The organism is Micromonospora okii (assembly GCF_020884795.1).
Classification (GTDB): domain Bacteria; phylum Actinomycetota; class Actinomycetes; order Mycobacteriales; family Micromonosporaceae; genus Micromonospora; species Micromonospora okii.
This window is the reverse complement of the sequence record NZ_BBZF01000019.1, coordinates 13,818-36,517: the sequence shown is the minus strand read 5'-3', so window position 1 is coordinate 36,517 and position 22,700 is coordinate 13,818. Positions and strand designations below refer to the sequence as shown.

21 protein-coding genes are annotated in these 22,700 nt (G+C 76.9%); 11 read left to right on the top strand and 10 right to left on the bottom strand.

Going from position 1 to position 22,700, the window contains the following annotated elements; all coding sequences use genetic code 11:
• Window position 1 precedes the first annotated feature (1 nt).
• The 3 genes from accB to LPU43_RS17085 are packed head-to-tail and all read right to left on the bottom strand — an operon-like array spanning window position 2 to window position 2,639.
• Window positions 2-481, bottom strand: a complete 480-nt coding sequence (gene accB / locus LPU43_RS17095; protein WP_229401447.1) for an acetyl-CoA carboxylase biotin carboxyl carrier protein — start codon at window positions 479-481, stop codon at window positions 2-4.
• Complete coding sequence (locus tag LPU43_RS17090; protein ID WP_229401446.1) at window positions 478-2,313, bottom strand: acetyl-CoA carboxylase carboxyltransferase subunit alpha; 1,836 nt, start codon at window positions 2,311-2,313, stop codon at window positions 478-480. Before LPU43_RS17090 ends, accB begins: the two co-directional genes overlap by 4 nt.
• Complete coding sequence (locus LPU43_RS17085) at window positions 2,310-2,639, bottom strand: TcmI family type II polyketide cyclase (RefSeq protein WP_229401445.1); 330 nt, start codon at window positions 2,637-2,639, stop codon at window positions 2,310-2,312. Before LPU43_RS17085 ends, LPU43_RS17090 begins: the two co-directional genes overlap by 4 nt.
• A 415-nt stretch (window positions 2,640-3,054) precedes the next feature.
• Between LPU43_RS17085 and LPU43_RS17080 the strand changes: the two genes are divergently transcribed.
• The 5 genes from LPU43_RS17080 to LPU43_RS17060 all read left to right on the top strand — a co-directional run bounded on the left by LPU43_RS17080 (window position 3,055) and on the right by LPU43_RS17060 (window position 7,837).
• Window positions 3,055-3,900, top strand: coding sequence for an AfsR/SARP family transcriptional regulator (locus LPU43_RS17080; protein ID WP_229401444.1), 846 nt, complete (start codon window positions 3,055-3,057; stop codon window positions 3,898-3,900).
• 95 nt (window positions 3,901-3,995) lie between these two features.
• Entirely contained in the window at window positions 3,996-4,346 is a 351-nt protein-coding gene (locus LPU43_RS17075) for a TcmI family type II polyketide cyclase (protein WP_229401443.1), read from the top strand.
• An 11-nt stretch (window positions 4,347-4,357) separates the two neighbouring features.
• A complete protein-coding gene (locus LPU43_RS17070) occupies window positions 4,358-5,707 on the top strand; it encodes an FAD-dependent oxidoreductase (RefSeq protein WP_229401442.1) in 1,350 nt (449 codons plus the stop codon).
• A 180-nt stretch (window positions 5,708-5,887) separates the two neighbouring features.
• Window positions 5,888-7,261: a helix-hairpin-helix domain-containing protein gene (locus tag LPU43_RS28950; protein WP_373321736.1), complete on the top strand. Its 1,374-nt coding sequence runs from the start codon at window positions 5,888-5,890 to the stop codon at window positions 7,259-7,261.
• A 366-nt stretch (window positions 7,262-7,627) separates the two neighbouring features.
• The gene (locus LPU43_RS17060) at window positions 7,628-7,837 is read left to right on the top strand and encodes a hypothetical protein (protein WP_229401441.1); all 210 of its coding nucleotides are present in this window, start codon (window positions 7,628-7,630) and stop codon (window positions 7,835-7,837) included.
• A gap of 134 nt (window positions 7,838-7,971) precedes the next feature.
• On the opposite strand, the gene LPU43_RS17055 is transcribed toward LPU43_RS17060, so the two are convergent.
• Together LPU43_RS17055 and LPU43_RS17050 are read right to left on the bottom strand one after the other, a co-directional pair.
• On the bottom strand, window positions 7,972-8,742 hold the full coding sequence (locus tag LPU43_RS17055; protein WP_229401440.1) for a DUF5995 family protein: 771 nt from the start codon (window positions 8,740-8,742) through the stop codon (window positions 7,972-7,974).
• A 123-nt stretch (window positions 8,743-8,865) separates the two neighbouring features.
• Entirely contained in the window at window positions 8,866-11,790 is a 2,925-nt protein-coding gene (locus tag LPU43_RS17050) for a helix-turn-helix transcriptional regulator (RefSeq protein ID WP_229401439.1), read from the bottom strand.
• 194 nt (window positions 11,791-11,984) lie between these two features.
• Between LPU43_RS17050 and LPU43_RS17045 the strand changes: the two genes are divergently transcribed.
• A complete protein-coding gene (locus LPU43_RS17045) occupies window positions 11,985-14,468 on the top strand; it encodes an adenylate/guanylate cyclase domain-containing protein (protein WP_229401438.1) in 2,484 nt (827 codons plus the stop codon).
• 8 nt (window positions 14,469-14,476) lie between these two features.
• On the opposite strand, the gene LPU43_RS17040 is transcribed toward LPU43_RS17045, so the two are convergent.
• Window positions 14,477-15,043: a dienelactone hydrolase family protein gene (locus tag LPU43_RS17040; RefSeq protein WP_229401437.1), complete on the bottom strand. Its 567-nt coding sequence runs from the start codon at window positions 15,041-15,043 to the stop codon at window positions 14,477-14,479.
• A gap of 136 nt (window positions 15,044-15,179) precedes the next feature.
• On the opposite strand from LPU43_RS17040, the gene LPU43_RS17035 reads away from it, so the two are divergent.
• Window positions 15,180-16,250 (top strand): hypothetical protein, encoded by a 1,071-nt coding sequence (locus tag LPU43_RS17035; protein ID WP_229401436.1) that lies wholly within the window; start codon window positions 15,180-15,182, stop codon window positions 16,248-16,250.
• A 19-nt stretch (window positions 16,251-16,269) separates the two neighbouring features.
• Here LPU43_RS17035 and LPU43_RS17030 read toward each other — a convergent pair whose 3' ends face one another.
• Window positions 16,270-16,698, bottom strand: coding sequence for a DUF6766 family protein (locus LPU43_RS17030; protein WP_229401435.1), 429 nt, complete (start codon window positions 16,696-16,698; stop codon window positions 16,270-16,272).
• 244 nt (window positions 16,699-16,942) lie between these two features.
• Between LPU43_RS17030 and LPU43_RS17025 the strand changes: the two genes are divergently transcribed.
• From LPU43_RS17025 to crcB, 3 genes are all read left to right on the top strand, one after another.
• The gene (locus tag LPU43_RS17025) at window positions 16,943-17,728 is read left to right on the top strand and encodes a class I SAM-dependent methyltransferase (RefSeq protein ID WP_229401434.1); all 786 of its coding nucleotides are present in this window, start codon (window positions 16,943-16,945) and stop codon (window positions 17,726-17,728) included.
• A 159-nt stretch (window positions 17,729-17,887) separates the two neighbouring features.
• On the top strand, window positions 17,888-18,403 hold the full coding sequence (locus LPU43_RS17020) for a FluC/FEX family fluoride channel (RefSeq protein ID WP_229401433.1): 516 nt from the start codon (window positions 17,888-17,890) through the stop codon (window positions 18,401-18,403).
• Complete coding sequence (crcB, locus tag LPU43_RS17015) at window positions 18,400-18,762, top strand: fluoride efflux transporter CrcB (RefSeq protein WP_229401432.1); 363 nt, start codon at window positions 18,400-18,402, stop codon at window positions 18,760-18,762. The genes LPU43_RS17020 and crcB overlap by 4 nt, the downstream gene beginning before the upstream one ends.
• Before the next feature lie 15 nt (window positions 18,763-18,777).
• Here the strand turns inward: crcB and LPU43_RS17010 are convergent, their stop codons facing one another.
• Together LPU43_RS17010 and LPU43_RS17005 are read right to left on the bottom strand one after the other, a co-directional pair.
• Complete coding sequence (locus tag LPU43_RS17010; protein ID WP_229401431.1) at window positions 18,778-19,113, bottom strand: hypothetical protein; 336 nt, start codon at window positions 19,111-19,113, stop codon at window positions 18,778-18,780.
• A 147-nt stretch (window positions 19,114-19,260) separates the two neighbouring features.
• Window positions 19,261-20,505: an MFS transporter gene (locus LPU43_RS17005; protein WP_229401430.1), complete on the bottom strand. Its 1,245-nt coding sequence runs from the start codon at window positions 20,503-20,505 to the stop codon at window positions 19,261-19,263.
• Between the two features lie 166 nt (window positions 20,506-20,671).
• Here LPU43_RS17005 and LPU43_RS17000 point away from each other — a divergent pair, with 166 nt between their 5' ends.
• Window positions 20,672-21,394 carry an alpha/beta hydrolase gene (locus LPU43_RS17000; protein WP_229401429.1) on the top strand — a complete coding sequence of 241 codons (723 nt, stop codon included), beginning with the start codon at window positions 20,672-20,674 and terminating at the stop codon, window positions 21,392-21,394.
• A gap of 99 nt (window positions 21,395-21,493) precedes the next feature.
• Here the strand turns inward: LPU43_RS17000 and LPU43_RS16995 are convergent, their stop codons facing one another.
• Window positions 21,494-22,642: an FUSC family protein gene (locus tag LPU43_RS16995; RefSeq protein ID WP_229401428.1), complete on the bottom strand. Its 1,149-nt coding sequence runs from the start codon at window positions 22,640-22,642 to the stop codon at window positions 21,494-21,496.
• Between the last annotated feature and the right edge of the window lie 58 nt (window positions 22,643-22,700).

The following is a 22,700-nucleotide window of genomic DNA, read 5'->3' as shown; positions in this document are numbered from 1 at the left end:
CCTACGCCGGTTCCAGGGCGAGCAGCGGCTGGTCGTACTCCACCGGCGTCCCGTCGCCGGCGAGGACCTCCAGCACGCGGCCGGCCCGGTCCGTCGTGACCTCGTTCATCAGCTTCATCGCCTCGACGATCCCCACCACCTGCCCGGCGCGGACCAGGTCGCCGACCGCGATGAACGGCGCGGCGCCGGGCTCCGGGGCGCGGTAGAAGGTGCCGACGATCGGCGACCGGACGACGGCGCGGTCGTCCGCCCCGGGCAACGGCGCGGACCGGGACCCGGACTCGGACTCGGGCGGGGGCGCGGGCGCGGGTCGGGGGGCCGGCGCGGGGTCGGCCGCGCCGTGCCACTCCACCTCCAGCGTGGTCTGCCCGCTGCGCAGCCGCACCCGGCGCACCGGGCCGGCCAGCTCGGCGACGAGGTCCCGGGCGTGCCGGCGCAGCCCCGCCAGCACGGCGTCGTCCGGGGCGCCCCCGGCGCTCACCGGACGCCCCCGGCCGCGAGGCCGCCGGAGCGGGCCGCCCCGAAGCGGCGGAACCGCTGCCGGCGGCGGCGCACCAGCGTGGCGGGCGGCACGTCCAGCAGCGGGGTGAGGTTGGCCAGCACCGCCCGGCGCAGCGCCTCCCCGGCGGCGTCGGGGTCGGCGTGGGCGGCCGGCGCGGGCTCCGGCACGACGTCGTCGGCGACGCCCAGCGCGCACAGGTCCGGCGCGGTCAGCCGCAGCGCCCGGGCGGCCTGCGGGGCCGCCGAGCTGTCCGGCCAGAGGATCGCCGCGCACCCCTCGGGGCTGATCACCGAGTAGACGGCGTGCTGGAGCATCAGCACCCGGTCGGCGACGGCGAGCGCGAGCGCCCCGCCGCTGCCGCCCTCGCCGGTGACCACCGCGACCACCGGGACGGGCAGGCTGCTCAGGGTGAGGATGTTCTCGGCGATGGCCGCCGCCTGCCCCTGCGTCTCCGCGCCCACGCCGGGGTCGGCGCCGGGGGTGTCCACGAGGGTCACCACCGGCAGGCCCAGCCGGGCGGCGAGCCGCATGAGCCGCAGCGCCTTGCGGTGCCCGGCGGGGCTGGCCATGCCGAAGTTGCGGGCGACCAGCTCGGCGGTGGTGTGCCCCTTCTGGTGGCCGATGACGATCAGGTGCCGGTCGCCGATCCGGGCCAACCCGCCGACGACGGCCGGGCAGTCGGCGCCGAGCCGGTCGCCGTGCAGCTCCACGAAGCCGTCGAACGCGGTGTCGAGGTAGTCCAGCGTGGTCGGCCGGCCCGGGTGCCGGGCGGTGCGCACGGTCTCCCACGCGTCGCCCGCCGCCGGCCGGGGCACGTCGGCGCGGCGCTCGCCGGGCCGATCCGTCCCGCGGTCGCCGGCACGGCCGGTCTCGCGCGCGCCGGGCCGATCCGTCTCGCGCTTGTCGCGGTGGGCCGCCGGGCGGTCGTCGGGGCGGGCGGCCGTCGGTCGGGGGTCGGCGGGCCCGGCGCCGCGCGCGCGGCGGCGGCCCGCGCCGGCGGCGGCCAGCAGCGCCGCCAGCCGACCGCGCAGGGCGCGCCGGGGCACCACCATGTCGACCTGGCCGTGCCGCAGGAGGAAGTCGGCGGTCTGGAACCCGTCGGGCAGTGCCCGCCCGGTGACCTGCCGGATCACCCGGGGACCGGCGAAGCCCATCCGCGCGCCGCTCTCGGCCAGCACCAGGTCGGTGTTGGTGGCGAACGACGCCGCCACTCCCCCGTACGTCGGGTCGGTCAGCACGCTCACCGTCAGCAACCCGGCCTCGCGCAGCGCCGCGACCGCCTGGGTCACCGTGGCCATCTGCATCAGCGACAGGGCACCCTCCTGCATTCGGGCCCCGCCGGAGGCGGTGACCAGCACCAGCGGGACGCCGTCGGCCAGGGCCCGCTCGGCGGTACGGGTGATCAGCTCGCCGACGACGCAGCCGAGGCTGCCGCCGAGGAACCGGAAGTCCATCACCGCCAGCGCCACCGGGTGCCCCCCGATCCGGGCGGTGCCGCAGACGACGGCCTCGGGCAGGCCGGTGGCGGCCCGGGCGGCGGTGAGCCGGTGCGGGTACGGCAGCAGGTCGACGAAGCCGATCGGGTCCACGTCGCCGCCGGCCGGGTCGGTGTCGCCGGGCCGGTCGCCGAGGGCGGTGAACGAGGACGGGTCGACCAGTTGGCGCAGCCGCTCCGGGGCGGCGAGCCGGGCGTGGGTGCCGCACTCGGGGCAGACGTCCAGGTTGCGGCGCAGGCGCTTGCGGTAGAGCAGGGCCGCGCAGCCGCCGCAGCGCGACCAGAGCTGCTCGTCCCGGCCGACGGTCGCGGTCACGGCCGCCCCCCGGCGTCCCAACGGTAGAAGCAGTGCGCCATCGCGTCCCGGGGGGAGCGCCAGGTCGGCAGGTACGGCGAGACGTACGGCCGCAGGCGGGCGCTGACCCGGACGAACTCGGGGTGCTCGCGGACGTTCTCCACCGCGCCCTCCCCGGGCTGCTCGGTCTCCAGCAGGTGGACGTAGAGGTCGTGCAGCCGGTACAGCGACCGGTGCCGGACCCCGGCCAGGTGCGGCAGCTCCGTCGCGTCGGACTCGGCGAAGATCTCGGCGACCCGCTCCTGCTCGGTGGGGACCACCTTGGCGACAATCAGCGAACGATCCATGGACGTGCCTCCCTCGGGCGCGCGACGGGCGTGGGGCTGCCCCGGCCGTCGCGCGGGACTGCCGACACGGTGCGCCCCGCGCCGTCACCGGGGCGTCACCGGCACACCCTCCCGGGGCCATCGGTCGTGACGCTACGTTGATGCAACCTGTGAACAATCCATGCCGCGCCTGAGAGTCGACTGATGATGACGACAAGTTTTCGCAGTTGAATCGGGGTGCGGTACCCAACGATGACACCGGCCGCCCGCGACAGCATGTTGACCCACCGTAATCACTGCGGTTAATCTCCAGGTGGACCAGCCCGGCGGTCGCGGCCGGCGTGCCGCGTGGGGCCACCGGGGACAGCGGCGTCCCGAGGGGACGGCCGCGCCGGGAACGACAGTCCGGACGAGGTCCGGTGCAGGGGGTGCCACCGTGGCCGCTGATCCGCCCACGCCGACCACGGGGGACGCGCACCCCCCGCAGCAGGTCTCGCTGCACCTGCTCGGCGGCTTCCGCCTGCTGCACGGCAGCTCCCCGGTCGTCGTGCCGCGCGGCCTGCAACGGGTCCTCGCGCTGATCGGGCTGCGCCCCGGCGCGACCCGCAGCCACCTGGCCGGCCTGCTGTGGCCGGAGGCGCCGGAGGAGCGCGCCCTGTCCTCCCTGCGGACGGCGCTCTGGCGGCTGCGCCAGGACCCGTGCTGCCCGCTGGTCACCACCGGCGACACCGCGCGCCTCGACCCCGGGGTGTGGCTCGACGTCGACGACCTGACCCGCACGGCCACCCGGGTGCGCGACGGCGAGGACCCGGACGACGCCTGCGGCGCGCTCGCCGCCGGCCGCCACGACCTGCTCCCCGGCTGGTACGACGACTGGGTGCTGCTGGAGCGGGAACGGCTGCGCCAGCTCCGGCTGCACATGCTGGAGCAGGTCGCCCGCAACCACCTCGCGGCGGGCCGGCACGGCGAGGCGCTGGAGGCGGCCCTGGAGGCGATGGCGGCGGAGCCGCTGCGCGAGACGCCGCACCGGCTGGTGGTCCGCGTCCACCTCGCCGAGGGCAACGTCTTCGAGGCCGTACACGCCTTCTACGCCTACCGCGAGCTGCTGCTGCGGGAGTTGCGCCTGGAACCGTCCCCGGCGATGTCCGCCCTGCTGCACGACACCCTCGCGCCGATCCGGCAGGCCACCCGGCCTTCCGCGCCCGAGCCGCGCCGCGACCCGCCGGCCCGCACCCGCGCCCCCACCGGCCGCACGGCGTCACCGCCGCCGCACGGAACGTGACGGCAATGTGACAGGCGGGCGGCAGGGTGGACGACGGAACGGTGCCCGTGGTCGCCCGACCTCGTGACAGGAGCACCACCTGCGGGAGGGGTCCCATGAGTCGTCTACTGATCGTCAGCCGGATCATCCCGGGCGCGGAGGGGCGGGTGGCGCAGATCTTCGCCGAGTCCGACGCCACGGAGCTGCCCAGCCTCACCGGAATCCGGCACCGCTCGCTGTACTGCCTGCACGACCTGTGCGTACACCTGATGGAGACCGCGGACGTCGAGGCCGACGCCGTCGCCGCGGCCCGCAACCACCCGTCCTACCTCCAGACCAACGAGCGGCTCTCCGCGCACACCTCGCCGTACCTGCCGACCTGGCGCTCCCCACGCGACGCGATCGCCGCCTGCTTCTACAGCTGGGACGCCGCCCCGTCGGTCAGCGCGACCGGCACGGCCGGCTGAGCGGGGGCCCCGTGTCAGCCACCGCTCCGCACGTCCTGATCGTCGGGGCCGGCACCGGCGGCCTCTGCCTGGCCCACGGGTTGCGCCGGGCCGGGATCGACGTCTCGGTCTACGAACGCCACGCCACCCGCGCCGACGGCCTGCTCGGCTACCGCCTCGGCATCGGCCCCACCGGCAGCAAGGCCCTGCGGGAGTGCCTGCCACCGGAGCTCTTCGACGTCTTCGTCGCCACCTGCGCCCGGGGCCCGAGCTACTTCAACGTGGTCACCGAGCGGCTGCGCCGCACCGCGTCGTTCACGCTGCGCCCGGAGACCGACGACGTCAACACCGAACGCTCCGTGGCCCGGATGGTCCTGCGCCAGGTCCTGCTCACCGGCCTGGAGGACGCCGTCCACTTCGGCAGGACCTTCACCCGGTACGAGCAGCGCGACGACGGCACCGTCACCGCCCACTTCGCCGACGGCGGCACCGCCACCGGGGACCTGCTGGTCGCGGCGGACGGCACGCACTCGGCGGTGCGCCGCCAGTACCTGCCGCACGCGGTCGTCCGGGAGGCCGGCACAATCAACATCGCCACCCGCGTCCCGCTGACCGCGCACACCCGGGCGCTGCTGCCGGAGCGCGTCGCGCGGGGCATCTCGCTGGTCTTCGGCGCGGGCGGGGTGATGGGCGTGCTGCACGTGATGGAGTTCAAGTGGGACCGGCGCGGCGACATCAAGCCCGGCGTGTCCGACGCCGACGCCGCCCTGCTGCGCGGCTGGCCCGGCCTGCCCCACACCAACACCCACGACAACATCAACTTCATCGTCTGGAGCACGGCCCGGCGCTTCCCGCCCGACGTGATGCAGTTGCGCGGCGAGGAGCTGGTCCGGCTCGCCCGGGAACTCACCCGCGACTGGCATCCCCGCCTGCGCGAGCTGCTGGCCCGCAGCGACCCGGGCAGCGCCCTGCCGATCAAGGTGTCCACCACCGAGCCGGTCGCACCGTGGAAGAGCAGCACCGTCACGCTGCTCGGCGACGCCATCCACACCATGACGCCGGGGCGCGGGGTAGGGGCGAACACGGCCCTGCGCGACGCCGCGCTGCTGTGCCGGCAGATCAGGGCCGCGGCGGCCGGCGAGAAGACGCTCGTGCAGGCGGTGGCCGACTACGAGGCGGCGATGCTGCCGTACGGGTTCGCCCGCGTCGCCGACTCGCTGGCCCGCAGCGGCACCAGCGGCAGCGACCCCCTGTACCGGCCCGTGATCGGCCGGCTCGCGCTGCTCGGGGCGCGCGCCTACTTCGGCGTGCAGAGCCGGGTGCCCCGGCTGCACCGCAGGTTCGTCGACGACTTCTACACCTACCGGGGCGAGGACGACTGACCACTGCTCCCCCCTCCCAGCCACCACAGCCTGTGACCGTTCAGGCACCCCGAGTGCGACGCGTCTCACCAGCGCCGGAAGCCCTCGGACCTCCCTGCCGTCGATACGGCGCGTGTGCGAAGCTGCGACGGATTTTGTCGCGACTTTTCACCGAACGCTCATACGAGAGGGAGGTTCGCCGTGCCGTCGACTTTCGGGCAATGGCTGATCGTGATCCTGGCCCTGGCGCTGGGTGGGTTGGCCGGCTGGGTGCTGCGCGGCCGGCGGGGCACGTCGTCCGGCGCGTGGCCCATCGTGGACGGCGATCCGGTCGCCGGGGTGAACGCGGTGCCCGCCCCCGCCGGTGCCGTCGCCTCCCCCGCTGACGCCGTCGTCTCCCCCGCCCCCTCCTCGGCCGCCCCCGCCGCCGAGGCCGTCGTCGACGCGGCGCGGCCGGCGGCCACCATCGCCCCGATGACGCCTCCCGCCGCCGTGGTCGACCACCCCGCCCCGGAGACCGCCGAGCCCACCGCGCCCGGCGCGGTCCTGGCCGACAGCGACCCGACCGCCTTCACCGCGTCCACCGACACCTCCGCCACCGGCACCCTCGCCGCCGACGCCACCACCGGCACGCCGGACTCCCACGCCACCACCGCGACGCGGGACGCCGACGCGGAGCCTGCGCAGGACACCGAGCCCGCGATCGAGGCCGATCCTGCGATCGACGTCGACTCGGCAAAGAAGACCGAGCCGGTGATCGAGGCCGAGCCGGTGTCGCGGGTCGAGCCGGCGGTCGACGCCGACCCGGCGAAGGACACCGAGCCGGTGATCGAGGCCGAGCTGGTATCGCGGGTCGAGCCGGTGTCGCCGGTCGAGCCGGCGGTCGACGCCGTGCCGGCCGTGGACACCGAGGAGGCGGAGCCGACGACCGCGACGGCTCGGACGGCGGCAACGGAGGCCACCCCGACCGGCACGGACCTCGCCGACGACGAGGTCACGACCCGCACCGGCGACGAGGCCACCGTCGCCTCACCCGCCGTTCCCGCGCCGCGCACCCCGGCCGACGACGCCGTACCACCGGCAACGTCCACGCTGGCCGACACCGGCGCCAACACGGACGCTGGCACGGACACTGGCACCGGCACGAACGCCGACACCGACGCGCCGTCGGCACCGGCGACCGATCGGGCTCCCGCGAGCGCCGAGGAGGTTCCCTCGGCCGACCCGGCCCCGGCAGCCGATCCGACCCCCGCAGCCGATGCGGCTCCCGTCGCCGCCGATCCTGCTCCCGTCGCCGCCGGGACGGATCCCGCCCCGGCGGGGGCGGCCGACGACTTCCGCCGCATCCAGGGCATCGGCCCGAAGATGGCCGGTGCCCTCCAGGAGGCCGGCATCCGCACGTACCGGCAGCTCGCCGACCTGGACGAGGCGGCCCTGCGGGAGACCATCCGTGCCGCCGGCCTACGGGCGGCGCCGAGCCTGGCCACCTGGCCGCAGCAGGCGAAGGTGCTGGCCGGGGCCCCGGCCGAGTCCGCAGAGGCTTTCCCGGCGGCGACCGGCGGGAACCTCGCCTGACCCGCGCCGGCGGCCGGCGGCCCACTCACGGGCCGCCAGCCGCCGGGCCGGCAAGACCGGCACGGGCCGGCGAGATCGACACCAGGTCGCCGACATGGTGCCTTCCCCGCCGCCGGATACCGCCGTGTCGGCGACATGACGACGCCGCGTCATACCGCCGGGCGAGACATGACAACGCCGCGTCATACCGCCGGGCCAGACATGGCGAACCCGCGTCGCGATCCACCTCGGATGCGGAGGGCCGCGCCCGTCGACTGACCGAAGTCGGACAACCCGCGACCGGCTCGCCCGTCGTGACGGTTAGCCGATCGTGGCGCCTGGGTACAACGGGGCTCAGCCCGGCCCACCACGACCCCGGAGGAAGCCATGCGGCGCGGCCCGTCGATCTTCGGAATCATTCTTGTCATCTGGCTGGTCATCGGCGCGATCGCCGCCGGCCAGCGCGGCTACTACAAGGGCGACGACGCCAACTGTGCGGAGGCGGGCACCATCCTGGTGACCATCGTGGCCGGGCCGCTCAACTACCTCGGCGCGAACCCGAAGGTCGACTGCGAGCTGCCCGAGCCGTCCAAGTAGGTCGACCGCCCGGCATCCCGGCCCACGTCCCCACCCGGCGTGGGCCGCTCCATGGCCGGCGACCGCACCGTCCGATTCCGGACAGGGGGATGTCCCCGCGCTCCCCCCGGTAGCGCGGGGACCCCCCGTTCCGACTACTGCAGGAACGCCCCGAGGGGCGACAGCAGCAGCCGGCCGAGCGCGGCGGCGTTGCCGTCCAGCCGCTCGCGCTCACACTCACGGGCCTCCGGGTCGTGCCGGCAGCGCCAGATCTTCTGGGCGTTGCGCCAGGCGACGTTCCGCGTGTACTCCACGAGTTCGCCCTGGTACCAGTCGTCGATGTCGCCGTTGAGCATGTCGATCATGAGCTGCCAGTTGTCCAGGTAGCCGCGACGCAGCTCCGGGATCCGCTCGGCGAAGATCCGGTTGATCTCCAGGTAGTCGCGGTGCTGGTCGGTGTTGTCGACCGGCTCGGACTCCAGGCTCTCCAGCGTGGTCACCAGCGCGAACGGCAGGTCGTAGTTGATGTGCGCGTTCACCCCGGCGGCGGCCGAGGGCAGCGGCCGGGCGTCCGGCCCCCGCATCCGCCTGAACAGGCACGACCACGCCCTCGGGGTGCTCGGGCTGGACTCCGTCCAGTACCGCAGCGCGTCGAAGTACCGGGCGGCGAACTCCACGTCGAGCCGGGCCAGGAAGACCGGGTCGGCGAAGCGGTCGTCGTAGAGGCCGTCGAGCACGCTCATGGTGATGGTCAGGTACAGCTCGTTGAAGTCCGCCAGGGGGCAGCTCCGCTCCAGCGGAGGCAGCCGGACCAGCATGTCCTGGAGCTTGGTGAGGTGGTCGACGACCGCCGGCACGTCCGCCGGGTGGTCGTTCAGCAGGCCGACGATGTCCTCCTGCACCGGGCCCCAGACCGGTTCACCCATCGTCTCCTCCACTGTGCTCCAGGGCATCCCCGTGCCGCCGACATCGGGCCACAGCCTCTCAACAGCGGCCCGCGTCGCGGATCAGTAGAACGACGTATAAGTGGGGCCGACGTACGTCGGTGGCTACTCGGCGCGGCTGCGCAGGAAGATCGCGCTGGCCTGCACGCGGGTGCGGACCTGGAGCTTGTCGAAGATGTGCGAGACGTGCACGCCGATGGTGCGCTCGCTGATGAACAGCCGCTGGCCGATCTCCCTGTTGGTCAGCCCCTCGGCGACCGCCTCGAGCACCTCGCGCTCCCGGGCGGTGAGCGCTGCCAGCTCGTCGCCGGCCGACCCGCCCCCGGTCGCCGGCCGCCCCTCGGCCGACCCGCCCCGCTCGCCGAGCGACACCCGCGCCCGGGAGGCGAGGGTGCGGATCTCGGCGCTCAGCGGCTCCGCCCCGAGCGCCTGCGCGATCCGGTACGACTCGCGCAGCAACCTGCCGGCGGTCGCCGTGCGGCTGCGCCGGGCCAGCAGCGCCTCGGCTTGGCGCAGCCGCGAGTACGCCTCCGGGTAGGGGTGGTTGCGGCGGTCCCACTCGGCCACCGAGCGGGCCCACAGCTGCGGGTCGCTGCGGTCGAGGCGGCTGACCTCCGCCTCGCACAGCGTCAGGAACCCGTCGACCACGTCCCGCACCGGCCGGGCGGCGTGCTCGCTCTTGCGGGCCACCCGCTCGGCCACCTCGCGCAGCCGGCGCACCGCCGTGGCGTCCACCGGCACGGCGCGTGAGGCGTGGGCCTCGGCCTCGGCGCGCAGCCCGTGCCAGACCAGGGCGGCGAGGATGCCCACGTCGTCGGAGCGGCTCTCCGTCAGGCCCCGCTGCACGGCCTGCCGGGCCAGGTCGTGCCGCCCCTGCCACATCGCCAGGCCGGAGCGCAGGGTGAGCATCGGGATGACGTGCCGGGCGCCCCCGCCGGCCAGTACGGTGGCCACCGCCTCCAGGTCCCGGTCGGCGGCGACGACGTCGCCGTAGCCGACGGAGAGCCGGCAGCGGGCCAGCAGCAGCTCCACGGCGTCCGCCCCGGAGGGCCGGTGCCGCAGCGCCGCCGCGACCACCTTCTCCGCCTCCGCCCACTGCCCCACCCGGAACAGCCCGTTCGTGGCGATGGCCAGCAGCCGGGTCTCGTACGTGCGGCCCAGCCCCAGCTCGGCGACCCGCTCCGCGCCCCGGCGGGCCACCACGACCCCCTCCTCCAGGATGTTCAGCGGGCCGGTGAGCAGCTCCGCCAGGTGCAGGTACGCGCACGCCACGTCCTCGGGCCGGCCGGCCCGCTCGGCGGTGTCGAGGGCCTCCCGCATGACCGCCAGCCCGGCGTCCGGGTCCTCCAGGTACGCCTCGCTGAACCCCAGCGCCATGCTGGCCAGCACCACCTCGGAGACCGACCCCTCGACCTCGGCGGCCAGCGTCAGGGCCTCCCGGGCGACGTTACCGGCATCGGCGTACCGACCCAGGTGCAGCAGCAGCTCCGCCAGGTGCGCGGCGGCGGTGGCCCGTTCCCGGGGCGAGCAGTCGGCCGCCGCGAGGGCCCGCCGGTACTCGGCCTCGGCGGGCGCGGAGCGCCCGGCGGCGGCCAGGTAGCGGGCGCGCTGGATGTGCAGGGCGCAGGCCGTGAGGGCGTCGGGGCGGGCGGCCAGCTCCTCCACCAGGGTCAGGGCGCGGGCGTGCTCGCCGCAGTGGTGGGCCGCCTCGGCGGCGTTGCGCAGCAGCTCCGCGCGGTCGACGTCGAGCGGGCCGGCGGCCGCCGACGAGCCGGTGGCCGGGGCGGCGGCCAGTTGCAGGGCCGCCGACCAGTGCCGGTGCGCCTCGGCGTACCCGTGCAGCCGCTCCGCCTCCCGCGCGGCGGCCACCGCCGCCGGCAGGGCCAGGCCGGGCTCGCCGGCCAGCCGCCAGTGGTGCGCCAGCCGGGCGTGGTGCAGCTCCGCGGGGGCCGAGGTCAGCGCCTCGGCGTACCGGCGGTGCAGCGCCGCCCGTTCGGCCGGCAGCAGCTCGTGGGCCAGCACCTCGGCGACCAGCCGGTGCCGCAGCCGGTACCCGTCGTCGTCGCCGACGAGCAGCCGGTGGGCCACCGCCGCGCGGACCGCGTCGAGCAGCTCCTCCTCCGGCAGCCGGGTCACCTCCGCCAGCAGCCAGTGCGCCACCGGCTCCACCCCGACCGCCACGGCGTGCACCACCGCGTGCGCCGGCTCGGGCAGCGCGTCCACCCGGGACAGGAACACCTCCCGCACGGTGTCCGACACCCCGTCCCGGCCGTCGCGCACGTCCCGGGCCAGCTCCTCCACGACGAACGGGTTGCCGCCGCTGCGCTGCCACACCGACTCCGCCGCCTCCGGCGCCAGCGGCCCACCGACGATCTCCGTCGCCAGCCGCTCGGTGTCCGCCCGGCCCAGCGGGGCCAGGTCCAGCACCCGCACCGACCGCAGCCGGCGCAGCTCCGTCAGCACGCGCCGCAGCGGGTGCGCGCCCTGCAACGACTCCGCCCGCACCGCCGCGAGCACGGACAACTGGAGGTCACCCAGGCCCGCCAAGAGGTAGAGCAGCAACTGGCGGGTGCTTCGGTCGACCCACTGCAGGTCGTCGAGCACGAGCACCAGCGGGCGGCCCTCGGCGATCAGGTGCAGCCCCCGGGAGACCCGCTCCAGCAGGGCCCCGGCCCCGTCGGGACCGGCCGTCTCCTCGGCGAACATCCGCAGCAGCCCGCCCACGGCCGACGAGGTGCGCGCGTGCGAGGCGGCCAGCTCGGCGTCGAACCGGCGCAACGCCTGCAGCAGCGGATGCAGCGGGGAGGCGTCGCCGATGTCGAGGCACGCCCCGGTCAGCACCAGCGCGCCGCCGGCCCGCAGCCGCTGGCCCGCCTCCCGCAGCAGCCGGGTCTTGCCCACACCGCTCTCGCCCGTGACGAACACCGCCGCGGTCTGCCCCGGCCCGACGTCGTCGAGAAGCGCCGACCGCAGCGTCGCGAGCTGCTCGGCGCGGCCGACGAGCGGTGCGCGGTCCACATCGCTGGCCATGGCTCGCAGCCTAGCCACAGGTTCCCGGACCGTTCTACGGGTCTTCGGGCCGACTGGTACGCCTCGCGTCGACATTGCGACTAAAGGTTGCGGGTGGCCGACATACGTCGTTCTGCCGATCCCCCGTAGGCCCGGTGGTGGGAGTCTCCTGAGGTCGTCAGGCATCAGGCGGGGGAAAGGCAGGTGCGATGCCCATGTCCACGAGCGTCACGGGAGCCCGGCTCTCGGCTCCGGCCGACTGGCCGGTGGTCGAGGAGCGGCGGAGGGTCAGCGTCCTCTTCGCCGACATCGTCGGCTCGACCGGGCTGGTCGAGCGGCTGGACCCGGAGGAGGTCCGCGCCCTGCAACGCGCCTACTTCGACACGGTCGCCGGGGTGGTGACCCGCTGGGGCGGCGTGGTGGAGAAGTACGTCGGCGACGCGGTCATGGCGCTGTTCGGGGCCCGCGAGTCCGACGGCTTCGACGCGTACCGGGCGGTGCGGGCGGGGCTGGAGGTCCAGCGGGTCCTGGACGGGCGGGCGCTGCCCGGCGTGGCGAGCCTGCGTACCCGGGTCGGGGTGGCCACCGGCGAGGCGCTGGTGGACGTCGCGGCGATCCGCGACGGCGCGCACGGCATGGCCAGCGGCGCGGTGATCACCGCCGCCGCGCGCCTCCAGGAGCACGCCCCGCCCGGCGGGGTGGTCGTCTGCGCGGCCACCCGCCGCGCCACCGCCGGCCTGATCGCCCACCGGACGCTGCCCCCGCTGACCGTCGCCGGCAAGCCGCTGCCGATGGACGTGGCGGTCGCGACCGGCCCGACCCGCCCCGAGCCGGCCGGTCACCACGGTCGGCTGGTCGGCCGCCGCCGCCAGCTCGCCACCGCGCGGGACCTGCTCCTGCGGGCAGTACGCGAGCGCAGGCCGCGCTGGGTGTCCCTGGTCGGGCAGTCCGGCAGCGGGCGCAGCCGGTCGCTGCACGAGCTGCGCCGGGCGGTCGACGCCGTCGACGGGGTGCCGGTGCGCTGGTGCGTGGCCGCCTGCCCCCCGCGCCCGGAGCAGCCGTCGGGGCCCGCCGCCGACCTGCTGCGCGCGTTCGCGGGCCTGCGCGCCGGGGACTGCCCGGCGGCGGTACGTCGGGGGCTGCTGGCGGCGCTCGACGGCCTGGTCGCCCCGGCCCGGGTGCCGGCCACGGTCGTCGCGTTGGAGGGGCTGCTCGACGGCTCGTTCCCGGCCGGGGCGGTGGTCTGGCAGCGGGTGCTGCTGCGCCTGGCCGAGCGGGAGCCGGTGGTGCTGGCCGTGGACGACCTGGACCGCGCCGCCCCGGCGACGCACCGGTTCCTGCGCACCCTGTTCACCTCGGCCGCCGCCCTGGGGCTGCCGCTGGCGGTGGTGGCGACCCACCGTCCCGAGTGGGCCGACACCCGGCCCGCGCCCGGCGACCGGCGCGTCGACGTGCCGCTGCCGCCGCTGGCCGCCGTGGAGGCCGGCCGCCTGCTGCGGGGCCTGCTGACCCGGGCCGGGCTGCCGGCGGCGCTGGCGGCCCGGCTGTTGCCCCTGGTCGGCGGCGTGCCCGGCCACGCCGAGGCGTACGTGCGGCGGCTCGCCGACGGGGCGGACCCGGCGGCGGGGCTGCCGGAGCGGGTGCGCGCGGCCGTCGGGGCGCGGCTGGACGCCTGCGACGGCGCGGGGCGCGCCGCGACGATGGTGGTCGCCGCGCTGGGCCCGGCGGTCGACGCCGCGACGGTGGACCGGGCGCTCGACTGGACGCCCGGCCGGGCCGAGCCGATCCTGCGCCGGCTCGCCGGGGCCGGGCTGCTGCGCCGCGCGTGCCGGGGCGGGTACGACGTCGCCGATCCGGCGCTACGCGCGGTCGCCGGGGACCGGCTGCCCCGATCGACCCGGGCCGACATCGCCCGCCGGGCGGGCCTGGCCGACGGGCACGGCCCGCGGCGACCGGCCGAGCGGACGCGCCCGGCGGAGGCCCCCGCCGCCGCGTCGGCCGCCGGCCCGGGCGGCGACGCCCCCTGCGTGACCGCCCGGCGGAGCGCGCCACGTCCGGTCGTGGCGGCCCCGCACGCTGCGTCCGGACGCGCGCGCACCCCGGCCGTCGGGACCGAACCGACGGCCGCCGACACCGAGGCCACGGTCGTCGAGACCGAGCGGGCGGGCGGCGAGGCCCAGCCGACGGCCGTCGGGGCCGAGCCGGCGGGCATCGGGGCCGAGCGGACGAGCTTCGGGGCCGAGCGGACGAGCTTCGGGGCCGAGCGGACGAGCTTCGGGGTCGAGCGGACGGCCGGCGCAGCCGAGGCGACGGGCATCGGGGCCGGGCGGGCGGGCATCGGCGACGGCGGCCCGACGGCGGGTGGCCGGGGCCGGGGCGGTCTCGTGGCCGTGCCCGCTGTGCTCGCCGTGCCCGCCGGGGCCGGCGTCGCGGCGGCCTGGCCGCCCGGAGGGCACCGCGACCGTCCCGCCGAACCACGCGACCGCCTGTCCGCGCCGCACCGCGACCGCCCCGCCGGGCCGGGCGGCAACCGCCTCCCCGGACAGCGGCGAAACCACCTCGGCGGAACGGAGGGCCCCCCGGCCGGCAACGTGGTGCGGATGCCGCGCCCGCTGGACCCCGGCCGCACCGGCGCGCGGCCGGGGACGGGCCGGAGGCGGGGCACCGAGGAACCGAGCCCGCTGGCCGTGGCGGCCTGAGGGCGGCGTCAGCGGCCGTCGAGGAAGGCCAGCACCCGCTGCCAGGTCAGCTCGGCCGCCGCCGGGTCGTGGTCGGGCACGTCGGGGTCGGTGAACAGGTGCCCCGAGCCCGGGTACCGGTGCACGGTGAGGGCCGCGCCGGCGGCCGCCATCGCCCGCTGCCACGCCTCGACCTCGTCCTGCGGCTCGTACGGGTCGGGGTCGGCGAGGTGCAGGTGGACCGGCAGCCCCGGGCGGACCGACCCGGGCGTGCCGGCGATGCCGTGCAGCAGGAGCAGGGCGGCGGCGTCGGGGCGCTCGGCGAGCAACTCGGCGGCGACCCAGACACCGAACGAGAAGCCGGCCAGCACCGTGTCGGGCGGCAGGTCGGCCACCGCCGCGCGGGCCCGGTCGAGCACGGCCCGCTTGCCGATCCGGTCGAGCAGGGCGAAACCCTCGTCGACGGTGTCGGCGGCGGGCTCGCCGTACAGGTCGGGGGTGACGACCCGGTGCCCGGCGGCGCGCAGCCGGTCGGCGGCGGCCGATACGGCGGGACGCAGGCCGTAGACGGAGTGGAACAAGGCGATCTGGGACATCCCGCGATCCTGCCGCAGGGGTACGACGCCTGCGTCGTCGACGCGGCGCGCCCGGACTCGCCGGGCCACGCTCCCCGGCGGTGACGTCACGGAGTCGCACAATGACGACGAGTTGCCGCCTGCGAAAGGACCATCGATGACCAGCAGCGGAGTCCGCCGCGAGGCGTCCCCGGCCGCCCCCGCGACCGGCCCCCGGATCCGACCGGCCAGTCGCCGGGAGGACCTCGTCACCGTCCTGTTCGGCGCGTGCCTGACGGCGGGGGCGATCTCGGACGGCTGGGCGCACAGCAACGTGATCGAGACCATCGAGGGCTTCTTCACGCCGTGGCACGGCCTGCTCTACGCCGGTTTCGCCGCGACGGCGGCGTGGACGTTCTGGCTGGCGTACCAGCGGCGCGGCGACGCGCCCCGGTGGTGGCGCGACGGCTGGCCGGCCGGCTACGGCGTCGGCGCGGTCGGCGCGGTGGGCTTCCTGCTCGCCGGCCTGGCCGACCTGACGTGGCACGAGACGCTGGGCGTCGAGGTCGGTCTGGACGCCTCGTTCAGCCCGAGCCACCTGCTGCTCGACGCCTCGGCGGTGCTGCTCGTGACCAGCCCGCTGCGGTCGTGGTGGGCCAGCGGCCAGGGCGGGCTCCGGTCGGCGACGGGCGTCGCGTCCCTGACCCTCGGCGTGATGGCGCCGTCGATCCTGCTCACCTACGCGTCGGCGTTGCTGACCCTCGCGCCGACGCGGGCGATCGGCGGCCCGGGGGCACAGCAGGCGGCGGTGCTGGGCGTCGACGCGTACCTGCTCACCACGCTGGTGCTGGTCGGGCCGTTCCTCCTCGCGCACCGGCGGCGGGCGGTCCCGGGCACGGGTGCCGCCCTGGTCGCCGGGGTGGCGCTGTTCGACATGGCGATGTACGAGTTCCCGACGCCGCAGGTGTGGGCCGCGCTCGGCGCGGTCTGCGGCGCCGGCCTCGCCGACGCGTTGCTGCTCCGCCTTGACGCGGTGCGCGGGTCGGATGCCGCGCTGCGGCTGCCGGTCGCCGGGGCGCTCCTCGCCGGTCTGGTCGTCGCCGGCCACCTGACGGGGCTGGCGCTGACCGAGGGGGTCGGGTGGACGCCGGAGGTGTACACCGGCGTGGTCACCCTCGCCGCCCTCCTGGGCGCGCTGCTCGGCGGGCTCGCCGGACGGCCGGTCGCCCGGCCGGCCCCGGTCGGCTGACCCGGGGCTGCGGGGTGGGTCAGGGGTTCTCGGGGTCGAGCCGACGCTCGCGCAGCAGCGCGTCCAGCTTGGCCTCGATGCGCTCGTCGGACTCGCGCGACTGGGAGGAGCCCCAGTAGTAGAAGAGGGCAAGCCCGGCCGCCTGCCAGATCAACTGGAGGAACTCGGACTGCCAGTTCTCGAAGGTGCTGGAGAGGAACTGCGGCAGGAACTCGGCCCAGGAGAAGCGCTGGCCGTGCTGGCTCGCCTCGTTGCTCTCCACCGTCATCTGGAAGAGGAACTGCCCGATCCAGGAGAAGAGGAAGAGCGCCCCGGTGACCAGACCGAAGGCGTACGCCTTGGGCCAGCGCGGCTTGCGCAGCGGCGGGCCGGCCGCGCGCCGGGCCTCGCGGGTGGCGCCGACGTCGCCGGCTGGGTGCGGGTCGGTCGACGTGCTGGTCTCCGCCATCGCGGGCCCCCTCTTCGACGGGTGCCGTCGCCGGGGATGCGCCCCGCCCCAGAGGGCTCGAAACCAGGCCGAACAGGGCAAATGCGTGATGGCGGTGCCCCCGGCGGGAGTGGTCGGCCCACTCCCGCCGGGGGCGCCGTTGCCGGTCGCCCGGCAGATCATCGCCCTGCCATCATCATGCAGTTGCCAATATTTTGCAATAACTTCTGGACCTCGGGGCGCTCGTGTAACTACTCTTCCGCCTATGACTCCTTACCTAATCGAGACGGCGGCCGACCTCACCCCCGCGACGGCGGCGGCCTGGCAGGAGAGCTGGGACCGGCAGCAGGAGGCGTTCCTGCCCGACCGGGAGGAACGCCTCACCGCCATGCTCGACGCCGTCGACGCGGTCGTCGACGGGGACGCGCCCCGCCTGCTCGACCTCGCCGGGGGAAGCGGCACCATCTCGCTGCGCGCCCTCGCCCGCTTCCCCAGGGCCCGGGTGACCCTGGTCGACCTGGACCCGGCCCTGCTCGCCCTGGCCGGCGCGTCGCTGGGCGACCGGGCCACCGTGCTCGCCGCCGACCTGGCCCGACCGGACTGGCGGGACCGGCTGCCGCACCGCGAGTACGACGCGGTGCTGACCGCCACCGCCCTGCACTGGCTGCCGGCCGACCGGCTCGCCGGCCTCTACGCCGAGGTCCGCGAACTGCTGCGCCCCGGCGGGATGCTCGTCAACGCCGACCACATGCCCGACGACGCGCTGCCCACGCTGACCGAGCGGCTGGCCGCCCGGGCCCGCGCGCGGCGCGCCGCCCGGTACGCCGCCGGGGCCGCCCTCTCCTGGTCGGACTGGTGGGACCGGGCCGGCGCGGACCCGGCGCTCGGCCCGCTGGTGAAGCGCCGCCAGGAGATCTACCCGACCGGGCACAGCCCCGAATGGTGCCCGCCCGCGTCCTGGCACCTCGACGCGCTGACCGCCGCCGGCTTCACCGAGGCCGGCACCCTCTGGCGGGGCGGCACCGACGCGGCGGTCGTGGCGCTGCGCTGACGGCTCCCCCGGCAGGCGGCGGCGGTCGCGCCGTGGTGCGGGAGGGCGCCCGGCCCGGCGATAGGCTGGCCGGCGGGAGCGGGCGGGCCGCCGGCCCGGGGTGGCCGGGCAAACGACCCCCGTTCCCTTTCGGTGCCGGACGTGCGGCGGGAGGACGAGGTGACAGGACCGACCCCGCGCCGCGTCGACCCCGACGTCGACCTACGCGTGCGCGGCGACCGTGGCGAACTGCGGGCGCACCCGGCGGCCGTGCTCGGCGTCGTCGCCGCCGGGGGCGCGCTCGGCGCGCTGGCCCGGGCGGGCGTCCAGGCGGCGTTCCCGCACCGGCCGACCGGGTTCCCGTGGGCGACCCTCGGCGTCAACGTGACCGGATGCCTGCTGATCGGGGCGCTGATGGCGGTGGTCGGCGCCGGCCGGACCCGCCCGCTCACCCGGCCCTTCCTCGGCGTGGGCGTGCTCGGCGGGTTCACCACCTTCTCCACGTACGTGGTGGACGCGCACCAGGCGGCGGTCGGCGGGGCGCCGGGCACCGCGCTGGCGTACCTCGCCGCGACCCTGGTGGCGGCGCTGGTCGCGGTGTGGGTCGGCGACGCCGCCGCCGGCCGGCTGCTGCGCCGCGCCGCCCGCGCCGACGCCGTCCCCCCGGCGGGCGACGGCGGCCGGGGGGCGCGGTGACCGTCCTGCTGATCGCCCTCGGCGCGGCCGTCGGCGCGCCGCTGCGCTACCTCACCGACCGGGCCGTGCAGGCCCGGCACGCCTCGTCGTTCCCGTGGGGCACGCTGGTCGTGAACGTGCTCGGCTCGCTGGTGCTCGGGGCGCTGGTCGCCGCTCCGGTCGGGCCGGCGGTGCGGGCGCTGCTCGCCACCGGCTTCTGCGGCGCGCTCACCACGTACTCCACCTTCGGGTACGAGACGCTGCGCCTGGCCCGCGACGGTGCCTGGTGGTGGGCGGCCGCCAACGCGGTGACCAGCGTGCTCGCCGGGCTCGGCGCGGCGTCGCTCGGCTACGCGCTGACCCGCGCCCTGGCCGGGTGACCCGGCGGCTCCCGCTCAGCGCGCCCGGCGCTCCGGGTGGGCCCGGTTCCAGGCCCGCATCCGCTCCGGGTATCCGGTGCGGGCCGCCTCGTACAGCGGCACCGCGTGCCGCCGGGCGATCTTCGCGGCGGCCCGGGGCGAGCCGGTGCGCCGCCGGATCCACTCCCCGTCGTCGGCGATCGCCATGACGGTGGTGTCGGTCGCGGTGGTCTCCGGCTCCAGGTAGAACTCCACGCCCCGGCGGCTCGTCACGAACTGCTCCAGGGCGGCGAGGTCGGCGGGCGTCGCCTCGCGGTCGAGCTTCGTCGGGGTGGCGTCGGCGGCGCGCCGACGGCGGCTGAACCAGCCCATGCCCGGCTCCTCTCCTCGGCGTACCTCCAGTGGAGCACCCCCGCCTGGCAACACGCTGGACGCCGGATGGGAGGAACCTGGCCGCCCGCTGCCCCGCCGCCGCCCGCCGCCCCGCGCCCGACCGGCGGCGCGTCGCCCGTCAGGTGGTCAGCGGCCGGCGGCCGGCGGCCGGGTCGCCGGAATCAGGGCGAGCGCGGGCAGCAGCAGCAACGGCACCACGAGCAGCGCGCGCAGGACGCCCACGTGGTTGCCGAGCAGGCCGAGCAGCGGCGGGCCGGCGAGGAACGCGGAGTAGCCGATCACACCGACGACGCTGACCCGGGCCGGCGCGCTCTCCTCGTCGCCGTCGGCGGCGGCGCTGAGCCCCACCGGGAAGCCGAGCGACGCGCCCAGCCCCCACAGCGCCACGCCGACGATCGCGACCGGCCCGGAGCCGGCCAGGACCGCGAGGGCCGATCCCACCCCGGCGAGCACGACGGTGCCGAGCAGCACCGGCACCCGGCCCCAGCGGTCGATGGCCACCGTGCCGACGGTGCGCCCGACGGTCATGCCGACCACGAAGACCCCGAACACGACCGCGCCGGCCGCCTCGCTGAGCCCGTACCCGTCGACGAACGCCACCGCGAGCCAGTCGTTGGCGCTGCCCTCCGTGAACGCCATCACCAGCACCAGCAGGCCGACGAGCAGGGTGCGCGGCTCCCGCCAGGCGGCCAGCAGCGCCCCGCGCCGGGCGGCGGCGCCCTCCCGGCCCGCCGCGCCCCCGGCCGGCGTGCCTGCGGCCGGCGGGAGGAAGAAGCGGACGCCGATCAGCGTGCCGACGAGCACCACCACGGCGAGCGCGGTCAGGTGCGCGGCGACGGGCACCCCGATCCGCGCCGCGCCCGCGCCGAGACCCGCCCCGGCCACCGAGCCGAGGCTCCAGGCCGCGTGGAAGCGGGGCAGGATGGTGCGCCCCAACCGCCGCTCGACGACCGTGCCCTCGATGTTCATCGCCACGTCGCAGGTGCCGGTGCCGTAGCCGAAGGCGAACAGGCCGACGGCGACCCCGGGCAGGAAGCCGACCGACCCGGCGCAGACTCCGGCCACGATCATCCCGGCCGAGACCAGCGCGGCGCCGACGGCCACCGCCCGGGCCGCGCCGAGGCGCTGGGCGACCAGCCCGGCCGTCGGCATCGCCAGCAGCGAGCCCACCGACATGGCGAGCAGCAGCAGACCGAGCCGCCCCGCGTCGAGGTCCAGCGCCTCGCGGACGGCCGGCACCCGGGAGAACCAGGAGGCGATGGCGACCCCGTTGAGGGTGAACACGACCGCCACGCCGTTGCGGGCGGCCAGGACCCGCCCGGCCTGCGGCCCGGCGCTCCGGCCCACGGGTGGAGCATCGGTGCTGCTCATCAGGCGGCGTCCCCTTCCGATCGGTGACTTCCGCTCATCATTGGACACCCCGGGGCGACAGCACCAGTCCTGGCCCCGCCCCTTACCGCGATGTGGGCCGGGTTAACCGGGCGGCGGGCCGGGTAACCGCCGGCCCGGAGGCGGCCGACGCGAGGGCGGTGACGACATGACCGAGCCCGCCGGGGCGCACCCGGAGCCGGCGCAGGACCACCGGCACGGGCGGCTCGCCGCCCGCCCCGCCGCGCCGACCGCCCGGGGCCGCCGGGGGCTCGCGCCGGTGACCGGCCCCGACGGCGAGCAGACCGCCCTGCTGTACGCCCCGGACGACGCCGACGACCGGCCGTACCGGGTGGTGGTGCTGCTGCACGGGGCCGGTGGCTCGGCCCGGCAGGCGCTGGACCTGCTGCTGCCGCTGGCCGACGCGCACCGCCTGCTGCTCGTCGCCCCGCAGGCGGTCTCCTCGACCTGGGACCTGATCGGCGAGGGGTTCGGGCCGGACGTGGGCCGCGTCGACGGGCTGCTCGCGGGCGTCTTCGCCGGGTACCCCGTGGCCGACGTGACGTTCGGCGGGTTCTCCGACGGGGCCTCGTACGCGCTCTCCCTGGGCCTGACCAACGGCGACCTGGTCGGCGCGGTGCTGGCCTTCTCCCCCGGGTTCGCCGCGCCCCTGGTCGCCCACGGCCGCCCCCGGATCTTCGTCTCGCACGGCGCCGCCGACCGGGTGCTGCCGGTGGACGTGTGCAGCCGCCGCCTGGTGCCCCGGCTGCACGCCCTCGGATACCGGGTGGACTACGCGGAGTTCGACGGCGGGCACGAGGTGCCCGACGAACTGCGCCGCCGTGCGGTCGACTGGCTGAACACCGGCGCTACGCCGCCGGGAGCCGGCTGACGCCCGCCGCCGGCCCCGCCGAGGGGTGGACCGACGCCCGCCGCCGCCCGCACCGCCGAGGGGTTGGCTGACGCCCGCCGCCTGTCAGCCGGCCCCGGGTCACACCGCCGGCAGGCCGAGGGCCTCGTCCACCCGGCCGAGGACGCGGCCGTCGTCGACCCCGACGCCGGTGAGCAGGTCGATGACGGCGATCCGCACCGATCCGACGATCATCGCCAGCGGCAGGGGCCGCCCGGGGGTGAACAGCCGCCCCGCGTCCCGTACCGCCGCGAGGGCCGCCGCCTCGGCGCGGCCGGCATGCTCGGCGGCGTCGTCGTCCCGGCAGTCGAGGTCGGCGGCGAAGACCTCCCCGGCGGCGTGCACGGCGTCGGCGAGGCTGCGCAGCGCCCCACCGAGGCCGGCGGGCGGCGGATCGGGCAGCCGGGTGAGGGTCACCCCGGCCCGGGCCAGGACCCGCACGTCGCGCACCGCGTGGTCGACCTGGCCGAGGGAGGCGCCGATGGAGCGCAGCCGACCCGACTGGCGGCGGCGTACGTGCAGGGTCAGCGCCTCCCCTGCGGCGTCGACCCCGGCGCGCAGCCGACCCACGGCCGCGTCCATGCCCCGGGCCCGGTCCAGGGCGGCCCGGGCGGCGGCGTGGTCGCGCCCGTCGAGCGCGTCGGCGACCGCGCGCAGCACGTCGGCCAGCTCCCCGAAGGTCCGCCGGAACTCGGCGGAGAGCGGGGCGAGGGGGTGCCGGGTGCCGACGAGCTGACTGGCGACGAGGGCCACCGCGCCGCCGATCAGCGCGTCGACGAACCGCAGCGGCACCCACGTCTCCGTGGGCGGGGCGACCACCACGAGGTAGAGCGCGGAGATGGCGGCCTGCGTCACCAGGACGCTGCTCGCCCCGACCGCCACCGCCAGGACGATGGTGAGCAGGACGACGACGAGGACCGTCCAGCTCCGGCCGGGACCGAGGGCCTGCACCACCACGTCGCCGACGAGCACCCCGCCGGCCACGCCGAGCACCACCTCCACCGCCCGGCGCCGGCGGTGCCCCCGGGCCTGACCGAGGACGGTCAGCGCCGTGGTCGGGGCGAAGAACGGTTCCGGGTGCCCGACCAGCCGGCTGGCCAGCACCCAGGCCACCGTGGCGGCCACGGTGGCCTCGGCCACCTGCGGCCAGCGCCGCCGGAGCCGGCCGGCGGCCTGCCGGAACCAGCTCCACCGGACCATCGCCACCTCCTCGCCGCTCCTGCCCACCATCGTGCGCCCCGGCGCGCCGGACGGGGCCGGGATCGCGGGGCGCCACCCGCCCCGGCCG